Origin of the sequence: Aminobacter sp. DSM 101952 (assembly GCF_001424795.1) — a bacterium.
In the GTDB taxonomy this organism is placed as follows: domain Bacteria; phylum Pseudomonadota; class Alphaproteobacteria; order Rhizobiales; family Rhizobiaceae; genus Aminobacter; species Aminobacter aganoensis.
Window position 1 is genome coordinate 104838 of the sequence record NZ_LMCL01000004.1, and the last position, 26476, is coordinate 131313.

The following is a 26476-nucleotide window of genomic DNA, read 5'->3' on the forward strand; positions in this document are numbered from 1 at the left end:
GGCTCCGTGGGCATTTCTGCAATAATACCCGCTAAGGGAAAGCGAAGTTGTTTGGATTGAAACGGTTAGCGCGGATCGGCCTGAAGCGTTCGAGGGGTCGGTCAATTTCGTTCCAGAGATAGTCGCCGGTGAGTGCGATATGAGCCCAGGGAAGTGGTGCGACTTGGGAGAGCAGCTCGGCGGGAATATCGATGCCCTGGGTGCGGACATAATCGACAGCGCGGCTGAGATAGACGGTGTTCCACAGGATAATGGCGTTGACGACGAGGTTGAGACCTGACGCCCGATAGGCCATGGTTTCCGCCACGCGGTTGCGCAGCTCGCCAAGCTGGTGGAGGAAGACCGCCCGGGCAAGGGCGTGACGGCTTTCACCCTTGTTGAGGATGGCATGCGATCTGCGTCGGAGCTTGGTGTCGAGCAACCAGTCGCAGATGAAGATCGAGCGTTCAATCCGGCCCATTTCGCGTAGCGCCTGATTGAGCCGATTTTGCCGAGGCGATGCGGCAAGCTTCTTGAGGATGACGGACGGCGGCACGAGGCCCGCGCCAATCGATGACTTCAGCCGCAAGACCTCATCCCAGTGCTGCTCGATGACATCCATGTTGACGGCTCCCGAGATCAGCGCCCCGAGCGGGTCGTACGCCGCGTCGGGATCGATGACGAAGAGCCTGCGATTGCCGAGATTGCGGATACGAGGAATGAGCCTATAGCCGAAGCCATGGAACATAGCGAATGTCGTTTCGGTCGCGCCGGCGGTATCGGTTGCATGCTCATGGATTTCGACGGAGCTTTCGTTGTGAAGGAGGCCGTCGAGCACGTAGGGCGCTTCGCTCTCGGACGCCTGGATCATCCGGGAGAAGAAGGAGGCGAAACGATTGGACAGGAAGCCATAGACCGAAGCACCTGGTCTTTTGCCGTATTTTGCATTGTATTCGAGGCTGGCTTCACCGCGCCCGCCTGCCGGAAAGAACTGCCCGTCCGAGGAGGAGATATGACCGTCGCCCCAGACCGCGGCGAAGGGATGAGCCTGCTGCGCATCGACCAGCACGGCGGTCGCCGTAGCATAGGTTTCCGAGCGCAGATGCCTATCTACCATCAGCATCATCTGGTGGATCGTGACGCCGCGTGAGCTTTCCGCCATGCGTTCAGCACCGGCGTTGGTGGCGTCGGCAAGGATAGCGGCCATCAGCGCCGGCTCGTCGTTCGCCGTCTCGCCGGTGCGATAGTGTGTGAAGCTGTCAAGGAACCTGGTCCAGCTGTGGACCTCGGCAAGCAGGCTGGTGATCCTGATCCGGGGAACGAGGATGTAAAGACGCCGGCTGAGCGCGACGATCCCGTCACGCTCCTCCTCGCGGATCGGGGAGACCGACAAACCCTTGTCGGAAATAGCCGCATCCGGAATGGCGTTGGCGGCCGCCGCCCTTGCCAGCTCTTTGAGTTTCGCGTCGAGCGTGGCGGTGCGTTCGGCTCGCCATTCGGCAAAGCTGTCAGGGATGGCAAGCCCGAGCCGGCCTTCGGCGCGCATCAGGGCAAAGATCGGTCGAGGCAGAAGATAATCCTCGAAACTGCGCCATGCTCGGCTGCCATCAACCCATATGTCACCGGCCCGCAGGCGCTCCCGAAGGTGAACGAGTACCGCCACTTCCCAAGCCCGAAGGTCGATGGTGACACCGTCCGAGCGCACACGTCGCCGCCACTTGCGCGTCATGAACGCGAACGGCACCTGCGCGGGTAGTTTCCTGCCACTGTAGAGCGCACGCAGATGATCCACTGCCTTCAAAACCGGATCATCGGGACGAAACGACCGGAAAGAGAACGCGCCGAACATGAGCCTGCCCAGCTTTCGCAGCGATTTGTGCCGCTCTATGAGCTCATCGAATTCGTCGCTGCGATCGGGGCGCACGACGGACCTGGCTGCGGCCACGCTGGCGGTCAATCCGTCCCAGCCGAGTGAGACTGCAATTGCGGATGCGAGATCGGTGTTGTTCTCACGGGCGGCCAGAAGCGCCTCGCCAAGCTTGAGATGATCGAGCGCCACCCCATCAAGAATCTCGGCTTCTTTCAGCCGGCGTTCTGTGCGGCTCAGTTCAGCCTTGCGCCGGGTGCTGCCGATCAGTTTGCAGAACATGTCGATCGCAAGGTCGGTGATTGCCGCCTGCCTCTCGATGACGAACGCCGTCAGCGTGGCGTAGCGGCGCTCGGATGTAAGGCGTCGTATCTCACGGGCATGCAGAATGCGGGCGTCCCGGGCGATGATGCCATAGCGGTTGGCATGGATCGTTTTACGTCGCTCATCGGAAATCGCCGCCGAACGCAGAACCTCAAGCCGGGCAATCAGGCCCTTGAGGTTTTTCAGTTTCGTCCCCTCCGGCGCTTCCGCAATCCAGCCGAGATGGCTCCGATCGCCGGACCGATCGATGAGAAGCTGATCAAGCGCCTCGATGGACGGTTGCTCCATGCCCCGGATCAAGCCGCGATAAGCCTGTCGTCGCGCTGCCGCCCGGCCCGCCATCGCCAGACGTATCAGCAGTTCCGGCACAGGAACGAGCAGCTTCCTCTCCTTCAGGGCTTCGATCACGGCCTTGGTGATCGGCTCGCCTTGTTCGGTAGCGGCTGCCTCGCGTGCCGCCGCGGTGATCAGGGATCGATAATCGCTCGCCCGGACGGGCCGGAGATCCAGTGCGACGACAATCTCCCGCGTATGTTCTCGACGGGTTTCCTCCCGCTGGGCATAGAGTGCGAACACCGCAGCGTCGATGCCCAACTGGTCGGCGACAACGGAGACGACTGCCTGAGGCGGAACTTCCCCAGCGCGGAGCGGACGACCGAGATCACGCACCAGGGCGAGTTGGATGGCAAAACCCAGACGATTATGCGATCGGCGATGCGCCCTGGCGAAAGCGATGTCCTCAGCGGACAGCGCATAGCGCGCGAGGGCCTCTTCATAAACATCGGGTGGGTCGAACAGAACGGTGCGCGACTGCGCGTCGAGGAAGGCCATCGGTCACACCCGCTCTCAAACTGGGGGAGCAGGCTCATCTTCTTTGCCCGGTCCGGTCCATCCGGTTCGCCGCAATGTATCGATGAGAGTCGAGCGCGGCACCTTGAATGTCCGACACACCGACGCCTTGCTGGCGCCGGCTTCCAGCGCCGCCAGAATCTGCTCAACCTTTTCGGTGTCGATCGTCGGTGGCCTACCGCCCTTGCGACCGCGCCGGCGTGCCGCCGCCAGTCCAGCGTTGACCCGCTCCGTGATCAGCACTCTCTCGTATTCGGCGAGCGTGCCAAACAGGTTGAACAGGAACGCACCGTGCGAATTCGTCGTGTCGATAGCTTCCGTCAAAGAGCGGAAGGCGACCCCGCGCATCTTCAGATCCTCAACGATTCTGATCAGGTGGGAGAGTGATCGGCCCAGACGGTCGAGCTTCCAAACGACCAGCACGTCACCCTCGCACAATTCCGCAAGGCAAGCCTTCAGCCCCGGCCGATCGTCGCGCGCGCCCGAAGCGCGATCCTGATGCAGGTGACGCTGATCGACCCCGGCCGCGAGCAGGGCGTCGCGCTGCAAGGCAACCGACTGCCGCTCATCACCGCTCGATACCCGCATGTAACCGATCAACATGCACGACAAACCTCAAATTCCGTGTTGCCGCACAGTCTCACATTCCGACAGGGTTTGTCGCGCAAATAATTGCCCAGTCACCCCGTCGATTTCGACCCGCCGAACCGCTACGCGGAAATCATCTGTTTTCCGTCACGCCAAAAATCTCTTAGCGGGTAATATTGCAGAGATTCCCACGGAGCCCCGGGATGGGGAACATTGCCGGGAGCATTTTGCCTCAAATGAATGAAGCGACAGCCGTACCCGAAAGGGTACGTGGCCGACAGACGATCAAGCCAAGGCCCACCTATTCGCAATGTCCAAATGGGACCTAAATAGGCATGGCAACGGATCCACCGTCAGCGTCAAGCGTTGCATGCAAATTGCAGATCAGGAGATCGCTTGCGAGCTTTCCGCGCAGCTCAAGTGGATCGACGGCGAAACGCAAATTGAAGCGTTTTTCAAGAGGAAGGCGGCGATTGGAAGATAATAGCGGCAAAGAATCGCTAAGGCTGTTCTCGGCTGTTTCGCCGTCTTCAGAGCCGAACTTGTTTCCCGAATGCTGGGGCGCGTCCTAAAGCATTTTGTTTCACCGCCTCAAAAGGAGCCCGCGAGCGAAATTTCCCCTAAAAAAGTATGGAATGTGCTGTGAATCTTCGGAGGGGCGTGCTCCAAAGTGCTTCATTTCGGTGCATAGTAATCGCTGAGGGGCGGAATCAAAAACGGGGTAAGGTCTTTGACTGATGCAATGAGTTTGATGAGCGCACGGGGTTTGGTCGAAATAACCGATCCGGAATTTGACAGACCGGTCTTCCGCCAGCCGGGTTTCGACGGCACCCTTACCGCAAAGGAGATGGACGAAAAGATCTCGGCTTGGCTTAAGAAAACGCGCGAAGCCAAGGGCATCTCCCGCGCCGATTTAGCGCATTTGCTAGGACTCTCCGTATCGGTCTACGGAAGGTACGAGCGAGGCTCAGAAGCTCGGTTGTCGATCCCGCGCCTGATACATCTCTGTGAGATCATGGGCTTTATGCCTCTCGATGTGATTTTCGACATAGCGCCGCACTTGTGGGGCACGACGGAAGAAGAAGCAGAAGACCGCCTGACATTGATGAAGCTCATCGAACAATTGCCTCAAGACACCATGCGCGATCTGATCCGGCTTCTGAGACGCATGACCCCAGGCGAACCAGCGGCCGACGCTGTCGCCACCAGCACGAGCGAAGGCCGCTAGGCGGCGCAGTCCTCCTTTGCAAGTCAGGGCGGGTAGCGGTGAAAGCGGCAGCCGCCCCACTCCCGTTTACCACAGGCTCCGACCTTCTCTTCGGCGCAATGTGAAGGCGCGTTCAGGCCTCCGCCTGCTTCGCTCCGCCCCTTTGGGCGGAGTGGAAAACGGGAGTGAGCCGGAACTCTTCTACTCGGGTCGTCTTTGCAGGCCCAATAAGTTCGCCCAACGCGACGAAGCGGCATCACGCACGCCGCAACGCGCTGCGCAAGAAGGGATTCGTGCAGCGGAGTGCAGCCGGCCTCGAGCGTCGCATCAAATTCATGGTTGGCGATCAAAGATTCGTACATGCTGTTGGACAGCTGAACCTCGCGCGACGAATCTTGGGGGCATGACCCAGCACCGGTTCCGCCTGTATGTTCAGCGAATCGACACCACTAAAAACATGGCACGTTTTTACGCCATGTCGATCGAACCGGATCTGTTCGGCGGCTCCGCGCTGGTTCGTCGCTGGGGTCGCGTCGGTACTCGCGGCCAGGAGCGTATCGATTTGTTTACGGATGACCTCCAAGCGATCAACACTTCCTTTTCTTGGCTCGCCAAAAAGCGAGTCCGCGGCTACATGCCCCAACCGCTCTCCTGGCCTCTGAAGGCGTGCCTGCCTGATATTGAGTTCGTTCGGACTCTATGCGGCGGGTCGCCATGTTCGGTGGAGCGGTGGGCTGACGCCAGACGCGTCCGATTGGCTCAAAGATAGCCGCACCCCTCAGTAGTGTAACACCACGACGACACTGCAGGTAACGTCAGCGGGTTTCTTTGCCCCGACGCCAGTGTTGCGATCTCGCTATTCGGCGTCAAAAAATAAGTTCGCTTCCATGCGCAGCCTTGCTCTGCGCTTCCGCGGAATCTTTCGCAGCCGCGATCCGGGCAAGCGCGACAGCTGGATTGGCGATGCCGTTAACTCGGGTTTGGTCGCTATTGAGCGGTTCGCACGCGTCCTGCAGCGCGATCTTGACGCTGTCTACAACCCCATCGAACTGTCGTGGAGCAACGGCCAGGCGGGGGGCCAAATCAACCGCCTGAACACAATCAAGCGTGCGATGTATGGCAGAGCTGGCCCGGAGCTGCTCAGGGCACGCATGCTGCCACTCGACCAAAATCGCCACCACACGAAGTGAGGAAGACCCCTTTTAACTGCCAAGCGACACCAGTGTGAGCACGTATTACTAGTCACTCGCACGGGTCGAACGAGGCATGGTGCCACTACATAGAGCGAGCTCACACGCTCACAGCCCCGGAGGGATCGTTCTTGCCGCGGTCGCCGGCATGGACGAAGCCGGCGCGCCATTGGGACCCCCGGGGCTGGTAGGCGGACCGGCATCAGGCTGTTTCAGGCCAGCGTGTAGGCCGTTTTCACTGTCGTGTAGAACTCCGCGGCGTAACGGCCCTGCTCGCGGGGCCCGAAGCTCGATCCCTTGCGACCGCCGAACGGTACATGAAAGTCGACGCCGCCAGTGGGCAGATTGACAAATATCATGCCGGCCTCGGCATTGCGCTTATAGTGCGTCGCGTGTTTCAGGCTGGCGGTGCAGATCCCTGAGGATAGGCCGAATGGCGTGTCGTTTGCGGTCTCCAGCGCCTCTTCATAATCCTTGACGCGAATTACCGCCGCGACGGGACCGAAAATCTCTTCGCGGCTGATGCGCATATTGTTGGTCGCCTCAGTGAACAGGGCGGGCTGCAAGTAGAAGCCGGGCGTCTCACGGTTCAGCCTTTCGCCACCACACACCAGCTTAGCGCCCTCCTCACGGCCAATGGCGATATACTTCTCGTCCTGGCTGAGTTGATTCTCGTCCACTACCGGACCGATCTGCGTCCCCGCCTTGAGCGCGTCGTCGATGACGAGGCTCTTAAGCTTTTCGGTGACTGCCGAGACGAAGCGATCGTGAATGTTTTCAGTGACGATCAGCCGTGAGGAAGCCGTGCAGCGCTGGCCAGTCAAGAAGAATGCACCGTTGACGGCGCAGTCGACCGCCACATCGAGGTCCGCATCATCGAGCACGACCAGCGGATTCTTGCCGCCCATCTCGAGTTGGAACTTCCTGCCATATTCGACGCAGGAAGCCGCCACGCGCCGACCGATCTCCAGCGAGCCGGTGAAGCTTATAGCATCTATGTCGGGGCTATCGAGCATTGTCTGGCCGACGACTGAACCACGGCCCATTACGAGATTGAGTACACCCTTTGGCAGGCCTGCGCGGTGCAGAATATCAACGATCTCCCAAGCGCAGCCGGGAGTGAGATCAGCCGGCTTGAATACTGCGGTGTTGCCGTAGCAAAGCGCCGGCGCGATTTTCCACGCCGGAATGGCGATTGGGAAGTTCCACGGCGTGATGATGGCGATTACGCCGACCGGCTCACGCGTCACGTCCACTCCGACGCCCGGACGCACAGAGGGCAACGTTTCGCCGGCCAGCCGGAGCGTTTCGCCCGCGAAGAAATCGAAGACTTGGGCCGCACGAATCGTTTCGCCGACCCCCTCGGCCAGTGATTTGCCTTCCTCGCGCGACAAAAGTCGACCGAGTTCGTCCTTGCGGGCGAGAATTTCGTCGGCCGCCTTGCGCAAAACGGCGTGGCGCTCCAAGGGGCTCGTGCGCGACCATTTCGGGAATGTACGCTTGGCGGCGGCGATCGCAGCTTGGGCGTCTGCTCGCGTAGCGCGCGCATAGGTGCCGACGATGTCGTTGGTGTTGGAGGGGTTAATGTTGGGCGCGGCTTCGCCTTCGACCCAAGCTCCATCAATCAGGTTAGCATGCAAGGTGGTCATGGCGGGGCGGGTTCTCCATATCGAGTTTTACGGGATTGCGGACCATGTCGGGGAGGCTCCGGACTCATGACCCAGAGCGTTCTCGGAAGCACGTGACCATCGGATCGCTCAAATTATCCAAGTATTTTTTCAAGTCGTTCTTCTTTATCTTTCCATTCGGAGCGATCGGCAAATTTTGCATAACAATAATCTGCTGCGGCAACTTGTACTGGGCAAGACGGCTTTTCAGAAAGGACTTAATGTCATCCGTCTCGCAACGCCTTTCAGGTAACATTTCCACGAAGGCTATAATTTCCTCATTTCCCTCAACAGGACGACCGACCACGGCGGAGTTAAGAATGCTGGGATGCGCATTTAGGGCGGCTTCGACTTCCGGAGGATAGACATTGAAGCCAGAGCGAATGATCAATTCCTTCGATCGACCTTGAATGACTAATTCGCCCCGATCGTTGCGGCTGACGATATCGCCAGTATGAAGATAGCCGTCCTCGTCAATAACTTCGGCGGTCGCTTTCGGTTGGCGATAGTATCCCAACATCACATTGGGACCTCTAACTAGCAATTCTCCCGGCTGGCCCTCTGGGACATCCAGACCGTCAGGTCCGACGATCCTGATCTCAACCCCTTGTATCGGTGGACCAATGTTGACCTCGTCGCTACCCATCGAATAACGCGACCGGCTGATCGTCGGCGATGTTTCCGTCAATCCGTATCCGTTTTGCAGAACTACGCCGAACAGCCGTTCGACATTCTTACGCAAAGACAGATCGAGCGGCGCGGTGCCCGTGTAGGCGTACCGGAGGTTGTTAGGCGTGAGCTTTTCCCCAGTCTGTTCGACATGTGCCACCACCCGGGTCAGCATGGCAGGAACGGCGTTGAAAATCGTCAGCTCTCCGCTGCGAACAGCATCCAGCGCTTCTTGTAATGAAAATCGCGGCATAATTTTCATGCGCGCGCCGGCGTACAACATGCCTTGCATCAACACGAGCCCGTACGAATGAGATATCGGCATGACACACAAGGCGACATCGTCGCGAGAAAGAGTTTGTGTTCGTCTTCCCCTGCTTGAGACGAAAGTCAGATTGCGATGGCTCAGCATAACCCCCTTGGGGCGCCCCGTGGTTCCAGTAGTGTAGACTAGAACGGCGACTTGCTCTGCGGATCCTTCGTGTACTTCTTCCGGCGCGCTGTTCTCATTTAACGGACCGATCGTCACGGCGCCAATGCCAGTAAAGAGCCGCACATCAGCATTATCGTCACCCGCATCTGTTGCAGACACGTTGGGATGGGTGCGAAATATACGCCGCGGCTGGCAATCCTCTTCTATAAGAGCAAGTTCATGCTTGCTGAGCCGGGCGTTCGCTAGCACCGCCCATGCATCCAACCGGCTAGCAGCGTACATTAGAACGATAGCCCCGATCGAGTTTTCGCAAACGATCATCATCCGATCACCCGGCCGAATCCCTAGTTCCCGCAGTTCACTAGAGACAGCTTCGACAGTGTCAATCAGCCGGCGGTAGGACCAATCAATCCCGTTTTCGTCTGTAAAGGCGACGCGGGACTCACCGAACGTCGCGCCTTCCTCCAAGATCATATGAATGCGACGAGGCAGTTCGGCCGAAAAATCCATCTCAATTTCCCCAGATCCTGATAGTTTCAGCGCGGCTATTGGTATATCCAATTTGGTCATCCAATCCCTCGGCTGTCAAGTAGATAATCAATCCATCAGCCGGATTCGTGGCCCGATATAGTAGGTGACTTCAAACGGCTTTACGGTCGCTCAGAATTGTTCAAGATCCTGAGCTAGCCCCCGCAGGGAGAACCGCTGCCTCAAGTGCCGCTACGCGGCGCAGGCGCGACGAACAGATCGCCGCGCCTGACGCCTGGGAGGATTTGTGTGATTGTTACGAGCTTCCGTTCTTTCCGAACATGTTCTTCCAAGCCTCGGTGCCCGGCTTAGCTTCCCATCGTTTGCTGTCGGACAACGTATCTATGCCCGCCCGAACCCCCGGACGGTCTTTGATCGCTTGGTACCATCGATCAATGTTCGGGTACTCCGACAAGTCGCGTCGATGCAATTTTCGGGTGCGAACCCAAGGGAATGTGCTGATATCAGCGATCGAATACTCGCCGGCAAGATATTCATGTTGGCCAAGGCGTTTTTCGAGAATGTTGTATATTCGACCAACTTCCCGGTCGTAACGTTCAATGGCGTAATCTATCTTCTCATCCGCATACACCATGAAGTGGTGTGCTTGGCCCAGCATTGGACCCATTGTCGAATTCTGGAAGACAAGCCACTTTAGCGTTTCATAGCGTTTTTCAGGATCCTGAGAAAGGAATTTTCCTGATTTTTCCGCAAGATAGATCAGTACAACCGCGGATTCAAAAACCGCATAAGGTTTGTTGTGCGGGCCATCGTGATCCACGATGGCCGGCACCTTGTTGTTTGGATTGATCTTCAGGAAGTCCGGATTAAACTGCTCTCCTGCCGTTATATCAACCGGAATTACACGGTACTCCAAGTCCAACTCTGCAAGCATTATAGCGGCTTTATACCCGTTGGGGGTTGGCCAGAAGTATAGATCAATCATCGCTGAAGAATCCCTATCCGACGATCTTCAATCCTGCCGGCTTGTCAACAAGCAGGCCAGGGTTCAACATCCAATTTGGGTCGAGTTCGGTTTTCGCAGCCGCCAGCACACGGCGGAACAATGGATCGACCTCCTTGTCGTACCAAGGACGGAACGACTTGCCTACGGCATGATGGTGCGTGATGGTTGCGCCGAGCTCAATTAGCGCATTCGACGCCACATCGTGGAGCATCGAATAGGCTTCAAGGCTGTTGTCATGTGTCGAAGGAGCCATGATCGAATAGTACGGAGCGGGACCGTCCGGATACAGGAAGGAAAACCTGCGGCAGACAATACCGCCACCAAGGTGCTCCTTCTGGGCCGCCCTCACGCGACGCATGATCTCGGTGTCAACTTCTTCGAACCGATCCCAAGTGTAGGCGGTTTCGAACGTGAAGCTGACGATTCCCATCGCTGCGCGCGTATGCATCAGCCGGGGCAAGTATCTGAACTGATGCCGCCAGTTACCTTGCGGCCCGCTGCGGCTGGTCTCCAGCGCGTTGTCCGCAGTTCCCGCGCGCTGCTTCACGACGCCACCGAAGTCCTTGCAGATTTCGAGACCACGCTCGAGCCATGCGTCCACCGGATGGTCAGCGGATTCGAAGCCCAGCAGCAAGACCGAATCGGTGCCGTCCCCGGCGCCGTAGAATTTGGCGTCCTGCTCGTCCAGATAGCGGCAGTTCGCCGGGAACAGTCCCGCTTGGGTGATCTGACGGACGGCCTTGGCACCCTCATAGAACGTCTTGAAGGAGATGGAGGCATTCGCACGGAATTTCACACGTCCCTGAAGACGCATCCACGCATCCGTGATGATGCCCATCGTGCCTTCCGACCCGATGAACAGGCGATCCGGATTGGGTCCCGCACCGGAGCCTGGCAGCCGGCGGTTCTGGATCGTTCCCGCTGGCGTGACCACCCGTAGGCTTTCCACCATGTCGTCGATATGCGTGAGATGGGTCGCATAATGGCCGGACGAGCGGGTTGCGATCCAGCCGCCCAGCGACGAGAACTCCCACGATTGGGGAATATGGCGCAGGGTGAGACCGTGCGGCTTCAGTTGTTCTTCCAGAGCCGGCCCGAGAATGCCTGCCTGTATCCGCGCGCAGCGTGACACGGGGTCGATTTCGAGAATCTGGTTGAGGTTGCCCAGGTCGATCACGACGACGCCGGGAAAGGCGTCGCGCTCGGGGCCCCAGAAGCCGCCGGTGACGCTCGAACCACCGCCATACGGTATGCATGCATAGCCATTTTCCCCACACCAGTCGAAGATGGCGGCGATGTCTTCTTCGTCGCGCGGATAGGCCACGACGTCCGGGGCCTTTTTGAAATCGCGCCTGTAGATAAGGGTCATGTCCTTGAAACCCTTACCGTACGTATGAACAATTCTGTCCCATTTTTCAGAGGTACAGAAATCCTCCAGAGTACGTGGGATCTTTATACGCGACGGGTAAAGTTCAATCTCATCGAGAGTCGGGTCTGACAGAACTTTGATATCCTTAATTCCGAGCCGCTGCTCCACGCGTTCTCGCATGATACGGATTTCGTCCTGAGAATTGTCTTCCCCTTCATATCCCCACGTCCAGAATTTCCTACGCGTGCCATAGTAGCCGCTCTTTTCCTTCGCCACGGCGCTTCCTCCTTCGAGATTTTCAACGTCCAACCATCCAGGTGCGCATACGTTCGGGAAACATCGCGATCTGGTTCGACCAAATTGGCATATCCAGTTCTGGCAGTCAATGGGTTCTGGAGTAGATCGCGCCCTGAACTGCGCCATCGCTATCCTTGATGTATCTGGTCGGCACGGTCCTTTCGGCAGTAGCACACGTTGATCGCGCCTTGGCCGGTATTGGACAGCCCTCCACGGGCTGAAAGTGACGGGCTTCCAAACAGAACTTGCCTTCGGGATGAGCGAACGGCGGGCGTGTAAAGACATCGGCTGCCGCCGCATGACGGTTCGCTACAGACCAGCCGTCCCGACGACCGCGACGTTCGCGGGAGGATGAAGGCGATAGCGCAGGAGGGTTCGGTTACGGCGACTCCTCGTGATGCTGAGGCGGTAAGGGCTCGTCGTGAACCGCAAGAAATTGTTCCGGCTCTACGGATAGGAGAAGTTCACCGGTGGCGCAGGCGTGGCGACCGCAAGCGGGCGATCAGCAGCAGGGCGCCGATGCTGGTGCCGCTGCGCCCCGACGAGAGCTGGACTTCGTGTCGGACCAGCTTACCGACGGCCGATGCGATAACGTGAAGAATCTTTCGCACTTTCAGATTTGACGGCTTCTTCTACAGTGACGGAAGGAGCGCAAGGATGGATTACGAAAAGGATGCGGGCGTGGGTGAGGTGATCCGGATCGACGAAGCGCAAATCAAGGATCACCTTGCCGCGATGGTGCGCGGGACGGTCGAGGAGGCGCTATCGACGGAGTGAGAGTTCGGTCGAGAGGCGGCTCGATGATGGCCGTCTCGAAAATCTGGCGGCGCAGCTTCGGCACCTTCAGCGTCACCTCGCCGGCCTGTGCAGTGCCCGCTCGTAGCTGCCGGCCCGCGTGTCCTGGCTGCCTTCATTGCGTTCATAGCGCCCTGCGCCACACAAGCGGTCCGCCTCCGCGTCGAGCAGCGCATTCAGCGATGTCGGCTTTGAGCGCGAGCGGCACGCCGACCGTTATCTGAAGCCGCCGGAAGAAATGGCGCGGCTCTTTCCCCCCTTTACACGGAAGCTTTGGCGCGGACGATCGAGATCGTAGAGCACTGCAGGTACTCGCTCGAAGAGCTCGTCTATCAATATCTCGAAGAGGCAGCTGATCGAGATGTATCTGGCCGGTGTCTCGGTGCGGCGCGTGGAGGACATCACCGAGGCGCTGTGAGGCACGCGGGTCGAGAAGATCGAGGAATGGCGAAACCGCGCCGATCGAGGGCGATCACCCCTATCTCTATCTCGACGGCATCGTGATGAAGCGGACCTGGGCGGGCGAGGTGCGCAACGTCTCGCTGCCGGTGGCCAGCGCCGTCAATTCCGAGGGTTACCGGCATCTGCGAAGGCGCCAAGGAGGACAAGTCCGGCTGGTCGGCGTCTTGCGCCACCGACCGCGGCTTGAGCGGCGTGCAACTGATCATCTCGGACGCTTGCCGCGGCCTAGTGGAAAGCGTCGCCGACTATCTGTCCGAGGCGCGCTGGCAGCGCTGCATGGTGCATTTTACCGGAACGTGTTCAGCCACGTGTCAAAGACCAAGGTGCGTGAAATCAGCCATATGCTCAAGGCGATCCATGCCCAGGAAAGCCGAGAAGCAGCGCAGGAGAAGGCTGCCATGATCATCGAGGACCTACGCCGGCAAAAGCTCGGGAAAGCGGCCGAGTTGATGGAGGCGCATATCGATGAGCCCCTGACTTTCTACCTTCCCCGACAGCCATTGGCTCAAGATCAGGACCAACAATCCGCTGAAGCGGATCATGAAAGAAATCCGACGGCGCACCCGCGTCGTGGGGGCATTCCCGGACGGGCAGAGCTGCCTGAACCTGGCGGCCGCCCGGCTGAGGCATATTGCCGGCAGTCAGTGGTCGACGCGCAAATATATGAACATGGATCCGCTCTACGCGGAGCAGACCTCAACCCACGGAGCCGTCGCTTAAGAAAAAGTGCGAAAGGTTCTGGACACTACCGCCGCCGCTTCCGTATCCTCGCCGTCGTCGACGACTGCAGACTGCACGAGGGAATGCCTGGCGCTACCGGTCGATACGTGGTTGTCCGGCATGCGGGTTGCCCGCGAGTTGGACAGGCTCGTCGCCGAACGCGGCCGGCCGAGGATGATCGTCAGCGATGGCAGCGAGCTCACCTTGAACGCCATCCTCGCCTGGGCGGATCAGAACCGCGTCGAATCGTCGAATGGCACTACATCGCTCGGGGCAAGCCGATGCAGAACGGCTTCATCGAGAGCTTCATGTATAGATGGCCCCGCAGGCGCAAGCGTTTTAAGACATATCGCGTTCGGCGGGTGCGTTCATGTATTCGGCCTATTCATGCGATCGTTACATAGTCGTTGCCCTGATGGAGATCGTGTCTGCTCAGCCGCATTTAGGTAACGCCAGAGGAATCCGATTTGCTACAAAATGCGTTAACGAACGCAGCGCCTGGTGGCCGTCCGCATCGTGACAAGTTCTTCCGCCGCAGTTGGATGAAGAGCCATCGTTGCATCGAAGTCCTCCTTTACGGCTTTCATTCTTATCGCAATCGCAACTGCCTGGATGATCTCCGCAGCGCCAGATCCGACAATATGGCAGCCGACGACCCTCCCGGAATCGGCATCCACGACGAGTTTCATCATCATTCGTTCGGAGCTGTGGGAGAGGGCAACCTTCATCGGCCGGAAATCCGTTTTGTAGATGTCCACCCTTTCAAACCGGGCACAGGCTTGTGCCTCCGATAGTCCAACTGATCCGACTTCCGGACGCGAGAAAACCGCAGTCGGGATATCCGTATAGTCGACCTGCGTGGGACGCTTGCCAAATACCGAATCTGCAAAGGCCTGCGCTTCGCGCACGGCTACAGGGGTAAGGTTGACGCGATTTGTCACGTCGCCGACCGCATAGATATGGGGCACATTGGTCTGCGAGTTCTCGTTGACCGCGACGCCGCCGCTGTCAGCACTTAGCGCAACGCCAGATTTCTGGAGATTTAGGCCTTGAGTGTTGGGCTTTCGTCCGATCGCAAACATGACTTGGTCGGCGACGAGCTGTTCAGCGTTTGAAAGACTAGCTTTCAATACGCCACTGCTTTCGTCCATCCTGTCGACTCTTTTGATCCGGCAGTCAGTGACAATCCTAATCTCCTGCTGCTCCAGAGCATCCCGAACATGTGTCCTTATGTCTTGATCGAAACCGCGCAGGATGTTGTCGCTCCGACAAACCAAAGTCACTTTCGAACCGAGACCGGCAAATATGCATGCGAACTCAACCGCGATGTAGCCTCCTCCTTGAATTATGATCCGTCTCGGCAATTCACGAAGCTCAAAGACCTTATCTGAGGAGATGACATGCTCGAGGCCTGGTAAAACTTCCCCATGGTTGGGCGTGCTGCCTGTGGCAATCAATATATTACGAGCGCGCACAGTTTCCCCATTGGAAAGACGCAAGGTGCGCGCATCCTGAAACGTCGCGCGCTCTTTTACCAGGCGCGCTCCCGACTTTTCAATCGCCGACGTATATGCGGCTTCGAGACGGGAGACTTCCCTGTCTCTATTTCCCGTCAATACTCCCCAATCGAATTTCGCTGGGGGAATCGACCATCCGAAGCCCGCCGCGTTCCCGATCTCTTTCTGGAAATCTGAAGCATAAACCATAAGCTTTTTGGGCACGCAGCCACGGATGACGCAGGTCCCGCCAACCCGATCTCCTTCAGCAACAATGACCTTGGCCCCATAGCTAGCAGCAACCCGCGCCGCGCGGACCCCGCCTGAACCACCACCAATTACTGCCAGATCAACATCAAAATCAGCCATCGTACCCTGCGAGTTCAAAAGCTACGAAAACGGTTTGGGCGCTTTCGCACCGTTACAGCGTTCCGCGGACGGTAAACGGAGGCTTTCAGGAGGAGGGCGGGCGGCGCCCATGCGCGTCATGCGCAAGCATCTGCCCAGCGATCGGGTACTCAGGCGAAAAGCTTTCACCGTGAATAAGTTCGTCAGCGATTTTCTCGGCCATCGCCATAATGGGCAGGTTTGTATTGCCGCTTAGAAGCGTTGGCATCACCGAACCGTCGACGACCCGCAGACCATCAAGACCGCGGACTTTCATGCTCGGGTCCACGACCGATGCATCATCAGCACCCATGCGACAGGTCCCAACGGGATGATATACCGTCTCGGCCCGCGCTCGCACGAAAGTCTCCAGCGAGGAGAGATTGCCAAAGGCTTCCGCATCGATCGGGCGTTTTACGAAGTTCTTGAGTGGTCCGCACATCATCATATCGCACATATCGCGCACGCCATCTCTCAGACTCGCGAGGTCCGCATGCTCGGACCCAAGACGCGGGTCGATTGCTGGTGGAATGGCGGGGTCCCCGCTTCGCAATCTCACCGTACCGCGACTTTGTGGCCTGAGCTGACATACGCGAACAGCGAAGCCGTGAGCGATACGCTCGCCGGGCGGCGGATTGCGGAGAACGTTAGCAAAGTGCGCCTGCCACTCCGGCAACGGCGACGATCGGTCGGGGCCCCAAAACGCCCCCGCCTCCACGGCCTGTGAAGCGGCCGGCCCATCGCCTTTGAGAATGTATCGAGCACCGGCCATCCCGCCTTTCAGGAGGCCCATATAGGGGGTCAACGTCGTCGGCTGCGATGCCTCGAAGCGAACCGCGCAGTCGAGATGGTCCTGAAGATTCTCTCCCACACCCGGGAGGTGGTGAACCGGTTTAATGCCGAGAGACCGCATATGATCAGCAGGCCCGATACCCGACAACATCAAAAGCTGCGGCGAACCGATTGCGCCTGCCGTCAGCAGAACTTCTCGATCACAGTTGATTGTCCTCTCGCGGCCATTCTGAACCACGATCACGCCACTGGCAGAACCTCCTTCAACGTTGATGCGACGAACATGACAATTTGGCAGAATGGTGAGGTTTGGGCGTCCCTTGGCGCGTTCTAAGTACTTGAATGCGCCGGACCGCTTTCCATGTGCTATCGTAAGTTCGTAGAAGCCCGCGCCTATCTGCGACGACCCGTTGAATCCATTGTTCTCAGGCAAACCTGCAGCGACGAGACTGTCGACAAACGCCTGCGTGGTCGAGCGCCGTGGCCCGAAGGAAAGCTTGATGGGTCCGCTGTGCCCGCGCGTTCCATTATCAGGCTGAACAACCAGGCTAGCATCCTCAATCCTGCGCAAATAGGGGAGCATTGCGGAAAAGCTCCACTTAGGCATGCCCCGAGACGCCCACGAATCGTAGTCCCAAGGGTTGCAGCGGATCGCGATCATCGAATTGATTGATGACGACCCTCCAATAACCCTCCCCCTGGGAATATAGATCCGGCGATTGTCAAGATGTCGCTGCGGCTCAGTCCAAAAGCGCCAGTTGTACCGATCGCTCGTATAGAGGATCCTGATTCCGGCGGGCATATCGACAAACAGCGACTTCCCTCCGCCCGCCTCGATCAGCAAAACGCTCACATTGGCGTCTTCACTCAGGCGGGTGGCTAAAACACACCCGGCGGAACCTGCACCAATGATAATATAGTCGTAACTCGACATGGACCTTCTCCGGTCGGTGATGTTTTTCAAACGCAAGTCAAAAAGGCGGCCGATCTTTCGCCTTTACTTGACGGGATCATCCCTTCACCGCACCCGCCGACAACCCGGCGACGAAATACCGATAGCAGAAGATGAATATTAAGAACAAAGGTAGAGCTATCAGCGAGGCGCCAGCCAAGACTTCACCCCACCGCAAATCATGGGCGCCGAGCAACGATTCCAGAGCGACGGGAAGCGTCTTTCTCTGGTCGCTCATAATAAGTATCAGCGCGAACACATAGTCGGCCCAAGAAAGGAGGAAGGAGAAGATGGCGACAGTGATGAGCCCGGGAGCGGACAGCGGCAAGACGACCTTGATGAACGCTTCGAATTGAGAGCAGCCGTCAACCATCGCGGCCTCCTCAAGGTCGAACGGCATTGACTTAAAGAACCCCCAGAGCAACCAGACCGCTAGCGGCAGTGAAATTGCAAGATGTGCGATCAACAGCCCCCACAGTGTGTCGGTGAGGCCGATTGTGCGGAAAGTTGCCGCCATCGGGATCGCCAGCATGAGGGGTGGGAACATGTAGGCAAAAAGCATCGATGCCACGAGCATAGTCTTGCCCCGAAAACGCAGCCGGGTGGCGCCATAAGCGACAAATGCCGACAGCATGAGGGAGACGGTAATCGTCGCAACCGCCATTAGAGCGCTATTCAGAAAATTGACGACATAGTTCGTCTGCCGGAATAGGGAAATGTATGACGTCAGGTCCGGTGGCCAGAATACCAGAGATGTGTCGAGGAAAAGTCGTTCCGAAGGCCTCAGGCTTGAAATTATCATCCAGTATATCGGAAAGAACGAATACAGGCAGATAACGAGTACTGTTACATAGAGTGCAACTTTTCCTGACAGCCTTTTAAATAGTCTCCAGAAGGTGCTGTCCTGAACCCTGCTCCCGTGTTGCAGCGACGATTTCGGACGAATCGGCTCGCGCTCTGGTATCTGCGGGCGGGAATCAATGGGCAATCGCTCTACATGGCTATTCATTGTTATCTCCCTTGCTTTGCATCGTCGATGGGGAATAGGCGCAGATAGATGAGAATGACGCCTGAGAGAATAAGGAAGGAGATCGTTGCCACAGCGGCGCCCCCGCCCAGATTGTACTCCAGAAACGACTTCCTATAGGCCAAGGTAGGCAAGGTCTCTGTCTGGTTCAGCGGCCCGCCTTTCGTCAAAAGCCATATCACATCGAACTTGTTGAACATCCAGATGCCGCGCAGAAGGATGACCACGATCAGAACCGAGCGTAAGCCCGGTATCGTGATGTGCCAGAATTGCCGCCAGGCTCCCGCGCCATCGACGCGCGCGGCTTCATAAAGTTGCGTTGGGATCGTCTGCAAACCGGCAAGAACACAGGTTACGACAAAAGGTGTCCACAACCACACGCTAACGAGGACGATTGTGCCTTTGGCCGTGAACGCATGAGAACTCCAATCGAGCATTCCGACACCGATGGATGCGAGAGCGCTCTTGAGCAATCCGTAATTTGGCTCGAGAATCCATTGGGCTACCAGGCAGGCGACAACGGTCGGCAGGAAGTACGGAAGAATGGCGATCGCGCGTACAACCGTCTGGCCAAGAAAGCGCTTGTTAAGCACCATCGCTATGCCGACGCCCAGAACAACCTGCAGGACAATTGACGTAATCGCGATTGTGAGGCCGTTCGTCAACGAATTCCAGAAAAGAGGATCTCGCAATACCTTGCTGTAGTTGCTCAGGCCGGCCCACTGAGGTTCGCCGATAAACGAACTTGCCGAATAGAATGATAGCATAACCGCGTAAATTAACGGGGCGCCAATAATAATTGCAAGCAGTGATATACTGCCTATAAACAACGTAACAATTCGCCGGTCCTGAACCATAAGAATCATCCTTTGGACGAACGATCGGGGCGGCAGAGACCACCCCGATCTGCAATTAGATGAGGGAGCGAATGCGTTGCGCGGCCGCGGCGACGCAATCAGCAGACGAGGTGTTGCCGAGGACTTTCTGCTGGAGCATCTCCGGCATGACATTTGCGTTGAACACGTTACAAGCACGCATGTCGATGGAAGGGCCGCTGGTGTCAATCGCCGTGATGGTAACGCCGTCCCCCGCGATGAAGGACTTCATCTGCATCATCGTTTCCCAATGCTTCTTGATCATGGGATGGCTCTTCCACCGCTCATTTTCGTAGATATCCAAGCGAGACGGATGGTTGTTCATCCATGCGGAAAGCAACCAATCCACGTAGTGCTCGTCAGCGAACCACTGTAGGAATTTGACTGCCTCCTCGCTCTGCTTCGTCTTGAAGACGCAGAAGCCGTCAAAGGCATAGGAAAGCGCCTTCTGACCGCTGCTGCTGGGCGAGGCAAAGATGCCGTACTGATCTGCCAGCGCAGGATTTGTTGCCTCGAGGGATTCGACCAGGCGGCCTGAATAGAGCGTGTGAGCAGCCTTTCCGGTGGTGAAGAGACTCATTAGTTGAGCGTAGCCGACGGCGTTCATGCCGGGCGGCATGGTCTTATACAGCTCGCCATAAAGATCCAAAAAGCGCGTGGCACGATCGAGATTCTCGCCTTGGTCGAGAACGACATTCCAGTCTTTGTCAAAAAGCTGTGTGCCTTCCGCGAACATATTTCCAAAGCTCGCCCAATTCGTCGCGGAGTCGCTTGCCAGCGGTATGACGCAGCCGCCAACATCAACATTTCCACTATTATTGACGGTAAGCGCCTCGCAGTTCTTCAAGAAATCGCCCGACGTCTCCGGGACCTTCAGACCCTTCTGGGCGTAGAGGTCTTTCCTGTAGTAATTTACGACCAGATTGTAATCGAACGGATAGTACCAGTTCTCACCCTCATACTCCCAGGCAGCGCCTTTGCCCCAGTCGTACTTTTTTACCAGGTCGGTGACCGGCAGAAGAACGCCCGCCTGAACGAACTGCAAAATACCCGCAATGAAGCCGGCAGTCATAATATCGTATGACTGGCCAGCATTGATCGCCGCCATCGCTTTTTGCGTCGTACCGCTGATGGGAGTCGAATCTACAATTATTCTGACGCCGAATTTGCTTTCGTATTCGTCGCACGCCTTTTTAAGGGCAGCCTGACTGGCGACCGAAGTTTCTTGGTTGAGAAAACGAAGCGTGACGCCGGACTGGGCTCGCACGGCGGGCGCCGCCACGCTCGCTCCGACGACGGCCGCTGTTCCTAGAAAGTTACGGCGGGTCATGCCCGACAGGCCCGCCGCCATTCTTTTGTGACCTGGAATGTAGATGCTCATTTCATGCTCCTCCCATGTTAAGACGTCAGTTCAAGCCAAATTGACAAGAATTAATTCGCCCGTATCGAGTATAGTGGTGAATTTCTTCCTTTATGGCGCATCCAGAGATGCTTTCGTCAGCACGCGATACAGAGCATCCGTTGAAGTCGAATTCCGCGACCCACGGTCCAGGGGCGCAGTATCTCAATCTGACCCGGCGATCTCGCAGGGGTGGATCACGCACTTTCCTTCGCTCTGATTTTGCCACCCGTTTCCGCTATCCGGAGCGACGCACCGCTCGCGGACTCGAACAGGTGAAGCCGCTCACTCGGGAGGGCGATCGGGATTCTGTCACCGGCGCGGATTTCGTCGCGGCGCTCGACGACGGCACGCATCTTATGGCCGGCCAGCGTGCCCATGAGATAAGTCTGCGCTCCGATCTGCTCGACCAAGCTTACGCTCATCTCAAGCGGGGAATCGTTGGAGATGACGAGGTGCTCGGGCCGGATTCCAAGCGTCACGCTTTGTCCGTACTTGGCGAAGGTTTTATCTGGTATGCCTACCGATAGGTCTCCGGATCGCACTTCGAGCCGTCCGCTAGCGTCGACCAAATGCCCGTCGATCAGGTTCATTTCGGGCGAACCAATAAACCCAGCGACGAACGTGTTTGCGGGACGGTCATAGAGTTCGAGAGGTCTCCCAGCCTGCTGGATCACGCCATCGCGCATGATCACGATGCGGTCCCCGAGCGTCATTGCTTCGACTTGGTCATGTGTCACGAAGATCATCGTCGCCCGGAGCCGGGCATGGAGCGTCGTGATTTCTTCGCGCATCTTCACGCGCAGTTTCGCGTCGAGATTGGACAGCGGTTCGTCCAGAAGGAAAACATCGGGGTCCCGCACGAGCGCACGCCCAAGGGCGACACGCTGCATCTGACCGCCCGAGAGCTGTCGCGGCTTGCGGTCGAGCAGGGCTTCGAGATCTAGGCTGGCCGCCGCGGCCCTCACCCGCCGGTCAATCTCCTGCTTCGCTTCACCGCGCACCCGTAGGCCGAATGCCATGTTGTCGTAGACCGACTTCTGGGGATATAGCGCATAGTTCTGAAAGACCATCGCGACGTTGCGATCTTTCGGAGGCAGTCCGGTGACATCCCTCCCGCCGATTATGATAGCGCCTGAAGTGGTGTCGTCGAGGCCGGCGATCATCCGCAGTGTCGTCGATTTTCCGCATCCGGAAGGTCCGACAAAAACAATGAGCTCGCCATCCTCTATCTCCAGGCAGAAATCCTTGACGGCCCATGGGCCCTGGTCGCCACCAAACGACTTGGAGACATTTTGGAGCGATATTCGCGCCATGCAGCGTAACCTCCCTAAACGTGATGCCCTGTTGTGGGCTTCGCAGGCCATCCCTCCCGATGACCTACTTGTAGACCAAATTGGATAGACCAATCCCGCTGCTTCGTCAATGTCCCCCTTGATAGATTTTTTATAGCACCCACAGGACGCGGGGCAAAATTATTGGATTGACCAATCTGGTATGTCCAGTTACGTTTCGCCATAGCTTCCATAGAGAGGCACGTTAATCGCAATGTGAGTGGTTGAGATGGCCGGACCGTTGAGTGGATACCAAGTTCTTGATCTATCGAGGATTCTAGCGGGCCCGTGGCTCGGGCAGCTTTTAGCCGATCTAGGGGCGACGGTCTGGAAGATCGAACGCCCCTTTACCGGCGACGACACCCGCCACTGGGGCCCACCGCATCTGGATGGAACGACCGAGAGCGCCTATTTCCTCAGCGCTAATCGCGGTAAGCATTCGATTTGCGTAGACATCGCCACGCAAGCCGGCGCTGACATCGTTCGATCTCTGGTCAAGAAGGCCGACGTTCTTATCGAGAACTACAAGGTCGGCGACATGAAGCGGTATGGGCTGGATTTTGAAACGCTCCGCCTCATCAAGCCGGACATAGTGTACTGCTCCATCACGGGATACGGCCAGACCGGCCCGATGAAGACCGTGGCCGGATACGACATGGCCATCCAAGCCATATCCGGGCTGATGAGCATCACGGGCGAGGCCGACGACAAACCCGGCGGCGGGCCCCAGAAGGTCGGCGTCCCAATTTCCGATCTCCTCACCGGAATGTACAGCGCAACGGGCGTGCTGTCGGCCTTACTGCATCGCGAGCGGACGGGCGAGGGCCAGCATATCGACATGGCGCTTCTCGATGTCCAGCTTGCCGCTCTGGCGAACCAGAATCTGAACTACCTGACCACCGGGAAACCGCCGCGGCGATATGGAAATGCTCATCCGAACATCGTGCCCTATCAGGTGTTCAGGTCGAGCAACGGGTCATTCGTCCTCGCGGTGGGGAACGACCAGCAGTTCAGGAAATTCTGCATGGCGTCCGGGCTGCAAGTCCTCTGCGATGACCCCCGTTTCACCACCAACACGGATCGCCTGGCGAACCGCGACGCTCTGGTCTCGATCCTGACCGAGCATCTTACCCAGGAAACGACGGAGTACTGGATCGCCCTTCTCGAACCCATCGGCGTACCATGCGCGTCGATCAACCGGCTCGACCAGGCATTCGCGCATCCGCAGGTCATCCATCGCCAATTGCAGATCAACCTTCCCCACACCACGGGCAAGACGGTGCCGCTCGTGGCCAATCCGATCAAATTCTCGCAAACGGAAATCGAGTATTCCATCAGTCCCCCGATGCTTGGGGAGCATACGAAGCACATCCTCAATTCAATCCTCGACATCGGCGATGATGAAATATCGCGGCTTGAGAAGGACAAGATTATCTATTGCGGATGACACAGGGCGGGCTGCGCGCGCCCTCGGTTGCGGTTGTCAGGCGTTCGACGTGCCAAGACTATCGCTGGCGAGCCGCCGCAGCGAGATATCGCGCTTCTCCTTCGCCCAGCGGATCTCCCGCGTGGAGCCCGGTAAACAGCTGCGATGCTCATAGGTCGCCTCATCGCGAGCCTGCGCATCTTTTGTGCCTCGATGAAGGCGGGTGCGAAGGAGCGTCTCGTTCTTCGATGCTTTCGATCAGACAGGTTTGAGCCAATGTCCAGAATTGCCATGCCCGCTCCCGACGCTGCGATCATCGCCCGCAAGCCCGAAATCGTCGCGGCGTTGAGGGCCGTCCTTCCCGCGGATGCGATCGTCTCGGACCCCGAGGAAACCCGCGCATATGAGTGCGACGCGCTGACCGCCTACCGATGTCCGCCGCTCGCCGTGGTTCTACCGTGCACTACCGAGCAGGTGGCGGCGGCGATGAAGATTTGCCACGATCTGCGTGTTCCGGTTATCCCGCGCGGTGCCGGCACGTCGCTGGCAGGCGGAGCGCTTCCGACTGCCGATAGCGTGGTCATCGGCACCATGCGGCTGCGGGCCGTTCTCGAGATAGATACCGCAAACCGTTTCATCAGGGTTCAGACGGGCGTCACCAACCTTTCCGTCAGCGCGGAGCTGGAGGCGGAAGGGTTTTTCTACGCACCGGACCCGTCGTCGCAGCTTGCGTGCACGATCGCCGGGAATATCGGGATGAATTCCGGCGGCGCCCACTGCCTGAAATACGGCGTCACCACGAACAACCTTCTCGGCGTCCGCATGGTGCTTGCCACCGGAGAGATCGTCCAGCTTGGCGGTCCCCATCTCGGCATGGCGGGTCTGGACATCCTGGGGCTTATCTGCGGCTCCGAAGGGCAACTCGCGATCGTGACCGAAGCGACGTTGCGCATCCTGCCGCGCCCCGAGGGCGCACGGCCGATGCTGATTGGCTTTGACAGCGCCGAAACGGCGGGCGAATGCGTGGCCCGCATCATTCGCTCCGGCCTCCTGCCGGTGGCGATCGAGTACATGGACGATGTCTGCCTGCGTGCGGTCGAGGCCTTTGCAAAAGTGGGCTATCCCGATTGCGCCGCCGTCCTGATCGTCGAGGTCGAGGGCTCGGAAGACGAAATCGCCGATCAGATCGAGCGCATCAAGGCAATCTCATCGGAACTGAACCCCGCCGAATTCCGCAGCAGCCGCAACGCCGACGAGTCGCTGGCGATATGGAAGGGCCGCAAATCGGCCTTCGGGGCGATGGGCCGCTTAGGCGACTATCTGTGCCTCGACGGCACGGTGCCGGTTTCGAAGCTGCCCCACACCCTGAAACGGATCGGCGAGCTCTCAAAGGAACACGGGCTTGAGGTCGCCAATGTCTTTCATGCCGGCGACGGAAACATGCACCCCCTGATCTTGTTCGACGCCAACAAGCCCGGCGACCTCGAGCGAGCCGAATCCTTCGGAAGCGACATTCTTCGCTTGTGCGTGGACATGGGCGGCTGCCTCACTGGCGAACACGGCGTGGGGATCGAAAAACGCGACCTTATGACGAAGCAATATGCGCCGGACGACATGGCGATCCAGATGGAGATCAAGGGGGCGCTGGATCCTCATTGGCTGCTGAATCCGGCGAAGGTCTTCCCTCTCGAGATCAGCCAGCCTCATCGGGAGGCGGCGAAAAGGGTATGACGGAGGGGACGGAAAGCCGGGGCGCCGATGCGGCGGTTCCAGGGAGCGAAGCCGAGCTGGCGGCACTCGTCGCGGACAGCTTCCGGCAGAAGCGGAAACTCCATATTTGCGGAGGTGGCACCCAGAGCCGCGCCTCCGTTGCGGCAGATTCGGTTCTGACGACACGCGAGATTGGCGGGATCGTCGCCTACGAGCCGGGCGCACTGACCCTGATCGTACGTACGGGCGCGTCGGTCGGTGAGATCGAGCGGCTGCTGGCGACCGAGGGCCAGTCGCTAGCCTTCGAGCCGATGGATTATCGCGTGCTGCTTGCGACAGACGGCACGCCGACCATCGGCGGCATGGTCGGCGCCAACCTCTCCGGGCCAAGACGCATTCAAGCCGGCGCATGCCGCGATCACCTGCTCGGCGTCCGGTTCGTCGACGGGCAAGGCCGGATCATCAGGAATGGCGGACGGGTGATGAAGAACGTTACCGGGATGGACCTCGGGAAATTGCTCTGTGGCTCGCATGGGACGCTTGGCGTCCTAACGGAGGTGGCCCTGAAAACGCTTCCTTCGGCCGAGGCCCAGAAGACTCTGGTCTTCGGCGGGCTGTCATCACGCGAGGCCGTCGCCATATTCTCGACGGCGCTGGCGACGCCTTTCGAAGTTTCCGGCGCCGCATTCTTCGACAGAACGGCATGGCTGCGCATCGAAGGACTGTCTCGTCAGGTCGAGTACCGGTGCGAGCGGCTGCAAGCCCTGTTCCGCGGCCGGGATATCGACACGCTTGAGGATGGGAAAAGCCGCCATTTGTGGCGAAACCTGAGGGACGTTCGCCACTTTGCCGACCGCTCCGATGCCGTCTGGCGCATCCTAGTCAAGCCTACCGAAGCACCCGCCACGATGGAAGCCCTCGAACGTCTGGGAGGCGAGAGCTCGCTCGATTGGGGCGCGGCGCTGATCTGGTATTGCGGGAACGCGGATTGCGCCGCCGTGCGCGCCGCAGTTCCGGAAGGGGTGGTGACGCTCGCGCGTCCCGGCCCCGGCGGTACGGGTCCCGCGTTCATAAACGAAGCCCCGGGCGCGGCGGCCCTGGCAGCGTCGCTTCGCAACGTTTTTGATCCCGCCGGGATTTTCAACCCGGGCCGGATGGGACGCTGAG

Annotated in this window: 19 protein-coding genes and 7 pseudogenes; 12 read left to right on the forward strand and 14 right to left on the reverse strand. The window is 58.4% G+C overall.

Annotated features, from left to right (window positions below; translation table 11 throughout):
* Positions 1-31: 31 nt before the first annotated feature.
* Positions 32-3001, reverse strand: coding sequence for a Tn3 family transposase (locus ASC75_RS25190; RefSeq protein WP_072495413.1), 2970 nt, complete (start codon positions 2999-3001; stop codon positions 32-34).
* A 15-nt stretch (positions 3002-3016) separates the two neighbouring features.
* Positions 3017-3622, reverse strand: a complete 606-nt coding sequence (locus ASC75_RS06480) for a recombinase family protein (RefSeq protein ID WP_055971942.1) — start codon at positions 3620-3622, stop codon at positions 3017-3019.
* A 185-nt stretch (positions 3623-3807) separates the two neighbouring features.
* On the opposite strand from ASC75_RS06480, the pseudogene ASC75_RS26925 reads away from it, so the two are divergent.
* The 4 genes and pseudogenes from ASC75_RS26925 to ASC75_RS06500 form a co-directional block, all read left to right on the forward strand.
* Positions 3808-4111: pseudogene (locus ASC75_RS26925) on the forward strand (hypothetical protein); the annotation flags it as partial.
* 238 nt (positions 4112-4349) lie between these two features.
* Positions 4350-4835 carry a helix-turn-helix transcriptional regulator gene (locus ASC75_RS06490; protein ID WP_036588671.1) on the forward strand — a complete coding sequence of 162 codons (486 nt, stop codon included), beginning with the start codon at positions 4350-4352 and terminating at the stop codon, positions 4833-4835.
* A gap of 382 nt (positions 4836-5217) precedes the next feature.
* Positions 5218-5466 (forward strand): annotated as a pseudogene (locus ASC75_RS06495) (WGR domain-containing protein); the annotation flags it as partial.
* A 235-nt stretch (positions 5467-5701) separates the two neighbouring features.
* Positions 5702-6004, forward strand: a pseudogene (locus ASC75_RS06500) (transposase); the annotation flags it as partial.
* Positions 6005-6216: 212 nt separating this feature from the next.
* Here ASC75_RS06500 and ASC75_RS06505 read toward each other — a convergent pair.
* From ASC75_RS06505 to ASC75_RS06520, 4 genes are all read right to left on the reverse strand, one after another.
* A complete protein-coding gene (locus ASC75_RS06505; protein WP_036588670.1) occupies positions 6217-7653 on the reverse strand; it encodes an aldehyde dehydrogenase family protein in 1437 nt (478 codons plus the stop codon).
* Between the two features lie 64 nt (positions 7654-7717).
* The gene (locus ASC75_RS06510) at positions 7718-9343 is read right to left on the reverse strand and encodes a class I adenylate-forming enzyme family protein (protein WP_244487769.1); all 1626 of its coding nucleotides are present in this window, start codon (positions 9341-9343) and stop codon (positions 7718-7720) included.
* Positions 9344-9557: 214 nt separating this feature from the next.
* Positions 9558-10247, reverse strand: coding sequence for a glutathione S-transferase N-terminal domain-containing protein (locus ASC75_RS06515; RefSeq protein ID WP_036588669.1), 690 nt, complete (start codon positions 10245-10247; stop codon positions 9558-9560).
* 13 nt (positions 10248-10260) lie between these two features.
* Positions 10261-11913 carry an FAD-binding oxidoreductase gene (locus ASC75_RS06520; RefSeq protein WP_036588668.1) on the reverse strand — a complete coding sequence of 551 codons (1653 nt, stop codon included), beginning with the start codon at positions 11911-11913 and terminating at the stop codon, positions 10261-10263.
* A 277-nt stretch (positions 11914-12190) separates the two neighbouring features.
* On the opposite strand from ASC75_RS06520, the pseudogene ASC75_RS26650 reads away from it, so the two are divergent.
* A pseudogene (locus tag ASC75_RS26650) lies at positions 12191-12518 on the forward strand (IS3 family transposase); the annotation flags it as partial.
* Positions 12519-12783: 265 nt separating this feature from the next.
* Here ASC75_RS26650 and ASC75_RS26655 read toward each other — a convergent pair.
* Positions 12784-12876: a hypothetical protein gene (locus ASC75_RS26655; protein ID WP_244487770.1), complete on the reverse strand. Its 93-nt coding sequence runs from the start codon at positions 12874-12876 to the stop codon at positions 12784-12786.
* Positions 12877-12910: 34 nt separating this feature from the next.
* On the opposite strand from ASC75_RS26655, the pseudogene ASC75_RS25910 reads away from it, so the two are divergent.
* Positions 12911-13080 (forward strand): annotated as a pseudogene (locus ASC75_RS25910) (DNA polymerase III subunit alpha); the annotation flags it as partial.
* A gap of 231 nt (positions 13081-13311) precedes the next feature.
* Positions 13312-13613 (forward strand): annotated as a pseudogene (locus ASC75_RS26845) (transposase); the annotation flags it as partial.
* Here the strand turns inward: ASC75_RS26845 and ASC75_RS26850 are convergent.
* Entirely contained in the window at positions 13605-13733 is a 129-nt protein-coding gene (locus ASC75_RS26850) for a hypothetical protein (RefSeq protein WP_268963014.1), read from the reverse strand. The pseudogene ASC75_RS26845 and the gene ASC75_RS26850 overlap by 9 nt on opposite strands.
* On the opposite strand from ASC75_RS26850, the gene ASC75_RS26855 reads away from it, so the two are divergent.
* Positions 13732-13911: a hypothetical protein gene (locus ASC75_RS26855; RefSeq protein WP_235864289.1), complete on the forward strand. Its 180-nt coding sequence runs from the start codon at positions 13732-13734 to the stop codon at positions 13909-13911. The two genes, ASC75_RS26850 and ASC75_RS26855, sit on opposite strands and share 2 nt — an antisense overlap.
* A gap of 32 nt (positions 13912-13943) precedes the next feature.
* A pseudogene (locus ASC75_RS25210) lies at positions 13944-14315 on the forward strand (integrase core domain-containing protein); the annotation flags it as partial.
* Between the two features lie 78 nt (positions 14316-14393).
* Here the strand turns inward: ASC75_RS25210 and gorA are convergent.
* From gorA to ugpC, 6 genes are all read right to left on the reverse strand, one after another.
* A complete protein-coding gene (gene gorA, locus ASC75_RS06535) occupies positions 14394-15776 on the reverse strand; it encodes a glutathione-disulfide reductase (RefSeq protein ID WP_036588664.1) in 1383 nt (460 codons plus the stop codon).
* 85 nt (positions 15777-15861) lie between these two features.
* On the reverse strand, positions 15862-17520 hold the full coding sequence (locus ASC75_RS06540) for a GMC family oxidoreductase N-terminal domain-containing protein (protein WP_077548353.1): 1659 nt from the start codon (positions 17518-17520) through the stop codon (positions 15862-15864).
* Positions 17521-17596: 76 nt separating this feature from the next.
* Positions 17597-18547: a carbohydrate ABC transporter permease gene (locus ASC75_RS06545; protein ID WP_077548352.1), complete on the reverse strand. Its 951-nt coding sequence runs from the start codon at positions 18545-18547 to the stop codon at positions 17597-17599.
* A gap of 2 nt (positions 18548-18549) precedes the next feature.
* A complete protein-coding gene (locus ASC75_RS06550) occupies positions 18550-19422 on the reverse strand; it encodes a sugar ABC transporter permease (RefSeq protein WP_036588662.1) in 873 nt (290 codons plus the stop codon).
* A 55-nt stretch (positions 19423-19477) separates the two neighbouring features.
* On the reverse strand, positions 19478-20821 hold the full coding sequence (locus tag ASC75_RS06555) for an extracellular solute-binding protein (RefSeq protein WP_055971945.1): 1344 nt from the start codon (positions 20819-20821) through the stop codon (positions 19478-19480).
* Between the two features lie 215 nt (positions 20822-21036).
* Entirely contained in the window at positions 21037-22155 is a 1119-nt protein-coding gene (ugpC, locus tag ASC75_RS06560; RefSeq protein WP_051517875.1) for a sn-glycerol-3-phosphate ABC transporter ATP-binding protein UgpC, read from the reverse strand.
* A gap of 247 nt (positions 22156-22402) precedes the next feature.
* Here ugpC and ASC75_RS06565 point away from each other — a divergent pair, with 247 nt between their 5' ends.
* From ASC75_RS06565 to ASC75_RS06575, 3 genes are all read left to right on the forward strand, one after another.
* Positions 22403-23620, forward strand: coding sequence for a CaiB/BaiF CoA-transferase family protein (locus ASC75_RS06565; protein WP_036588661.1), 1218 nt, complete (start codon positions 22403-22405; stop codon positions 23618-23620).
* Positions 23621-23875: 255 nt separating this feature from the next.
* A complete protein-coding gene (locus ASC75_RS06570) occupies positions 23876-25330 on the forward strand; it encodes an FAD-linked oxidase C-terminal domain-containing protein (protein ID WP_036588744.1) in 1455 nt (484 codons plus the stop codon).
* A complete protein-coding gene (locus ASC75_RS06575; protein WP_036588659.1) occupies positions 25327-26475 on the forward strand; it encodes an FAD-binding protein in 1149 nt (382 codons plus the stop codon). Before ASC75_RS06570 ends, ASC75_RS06575 begins: the two co-directional genes overlap by 4 nt.
* Position 26476: the final 1 nt, after the last annotated feature.

Bases quoted from the DNA above. Each gene is read 5' to 3' on its own strand.
- ASC75_RS25190 (WP_072495413.1), bottom strand. From the start codon at position 3,001: ATGGCCTTCCTCGACGCGCAGTCGCGCACCGTTCTGTTCGACCCACCC.
- ASC75_RS06480 (WP_055971942.1), bottom strand. From the start codon at position 3,622: ATGTTGATCGGTTACATGCGGGTATCGAGCGGTGATGAGCGGCAGTCG.
- ASC75_RS06490 (WP_036588671.1), top strand. From the start codon at position 4,350: ATGAGTTTGATGAGCGCACGGGGTTTGGTCGAAATAACCGATCCGGAA.
- ASC75_RS06505 (WP_036588670.1), bottom strand. From the start codon at position 7,653: ATGACCACCTTGCATGCTAACCTGATTGATGGAGCTTGGGTCGAAGGC.
- ASC75_RS06510 (WP_244487769.1), bottom strand. From the start codon at position 9,343: ATGACCAAATTGGATATACCAATAGCCGCGCTGAAACTATCAGGATCT.
- ASC75_RS06515 (WP_036588669.1), bottom strand. From the start codon at position 10,247: ATGATTGATCTATACTTCTGGCCAACCCCCAACGGGTATAAAGCCGCT.
- ASC75_RS26855 (WP_235864289.1), top strand. From the start codon at position 13,732: ATGAAAGAAATCCGACGGCGCACCCGCGTCGTGGGGGCATTCCCGGAC.
- ASC75_RS26850 (WP_268963014.1), bottom strand. From the start codon at position 13,733: ATGATCCGCTTCAGCGGATTGTTGGTCCTGATCTTGAGCCAATGGCTG.
- gorA (WP_036588664.1), bottom strand. From the start codon at position 15,776: ATGGCTGATTTTGATGTTGATCTGGCAGTAATTGGTGGTGGTTCAGGC.
- ASC75_RS06540 (WP_077548353.1), bottom strand. From the start codon at position 17,520: ATGTCGAGTTACGACTATATTATCATTGGTGCAGGTTCCGCCGGGTGT.
- ASC75_RS06545 (WP_077548352.1), bottom strand. From the start codon at position 18,547: ATGAATAGCCATGTAGAGCGATTGCCCATTGATTCCCGCCCGCAGATA.
- ASC75_RS06550 (WP_036588662.1), bottom strand. From the start codon at position 19,422: ATGGTTCAGGACCGGCGAATTGTTACGTTGTTTATAGGCAGTATATCA.
- ASC75_RS06555 (WP_055971945.1), bottom strand. From the start codon at position 20,821: ATGAGCATCTACATTCCAGGTCACAAAAGAATGGCGGCGGGCCTGTCG.
- ugpC (WP_051517875.1), bottom strand. From the start codon at position 22,155: ATGGCGCGAATATCGCTCCAAAATGTCTCCAAGTCGTTTGGTGGCGAC.
- ASC75_RS06565 (WP_036588661.1), top strand. From the start codon at position 22,403: ATGGCCGGACCGTTGAGTGGATACCAAGTTCTTGATCTATCGAGGATT.
- ASC75_RS06570 (WP_036588744.1), top strand. From the start codon at position 23,876: ATGTCCAGAATTGCCATGCCCGCTCCCGACGCTGCGATCATCGCCCGC.
- ASC75_RS06575 (WP_036588659.1), top strand. From the start codon at position 25,327: ATGACGGAGGGGACGGAAAGCCGGGGCGCCGATGCGGCGGTTCCAGGG.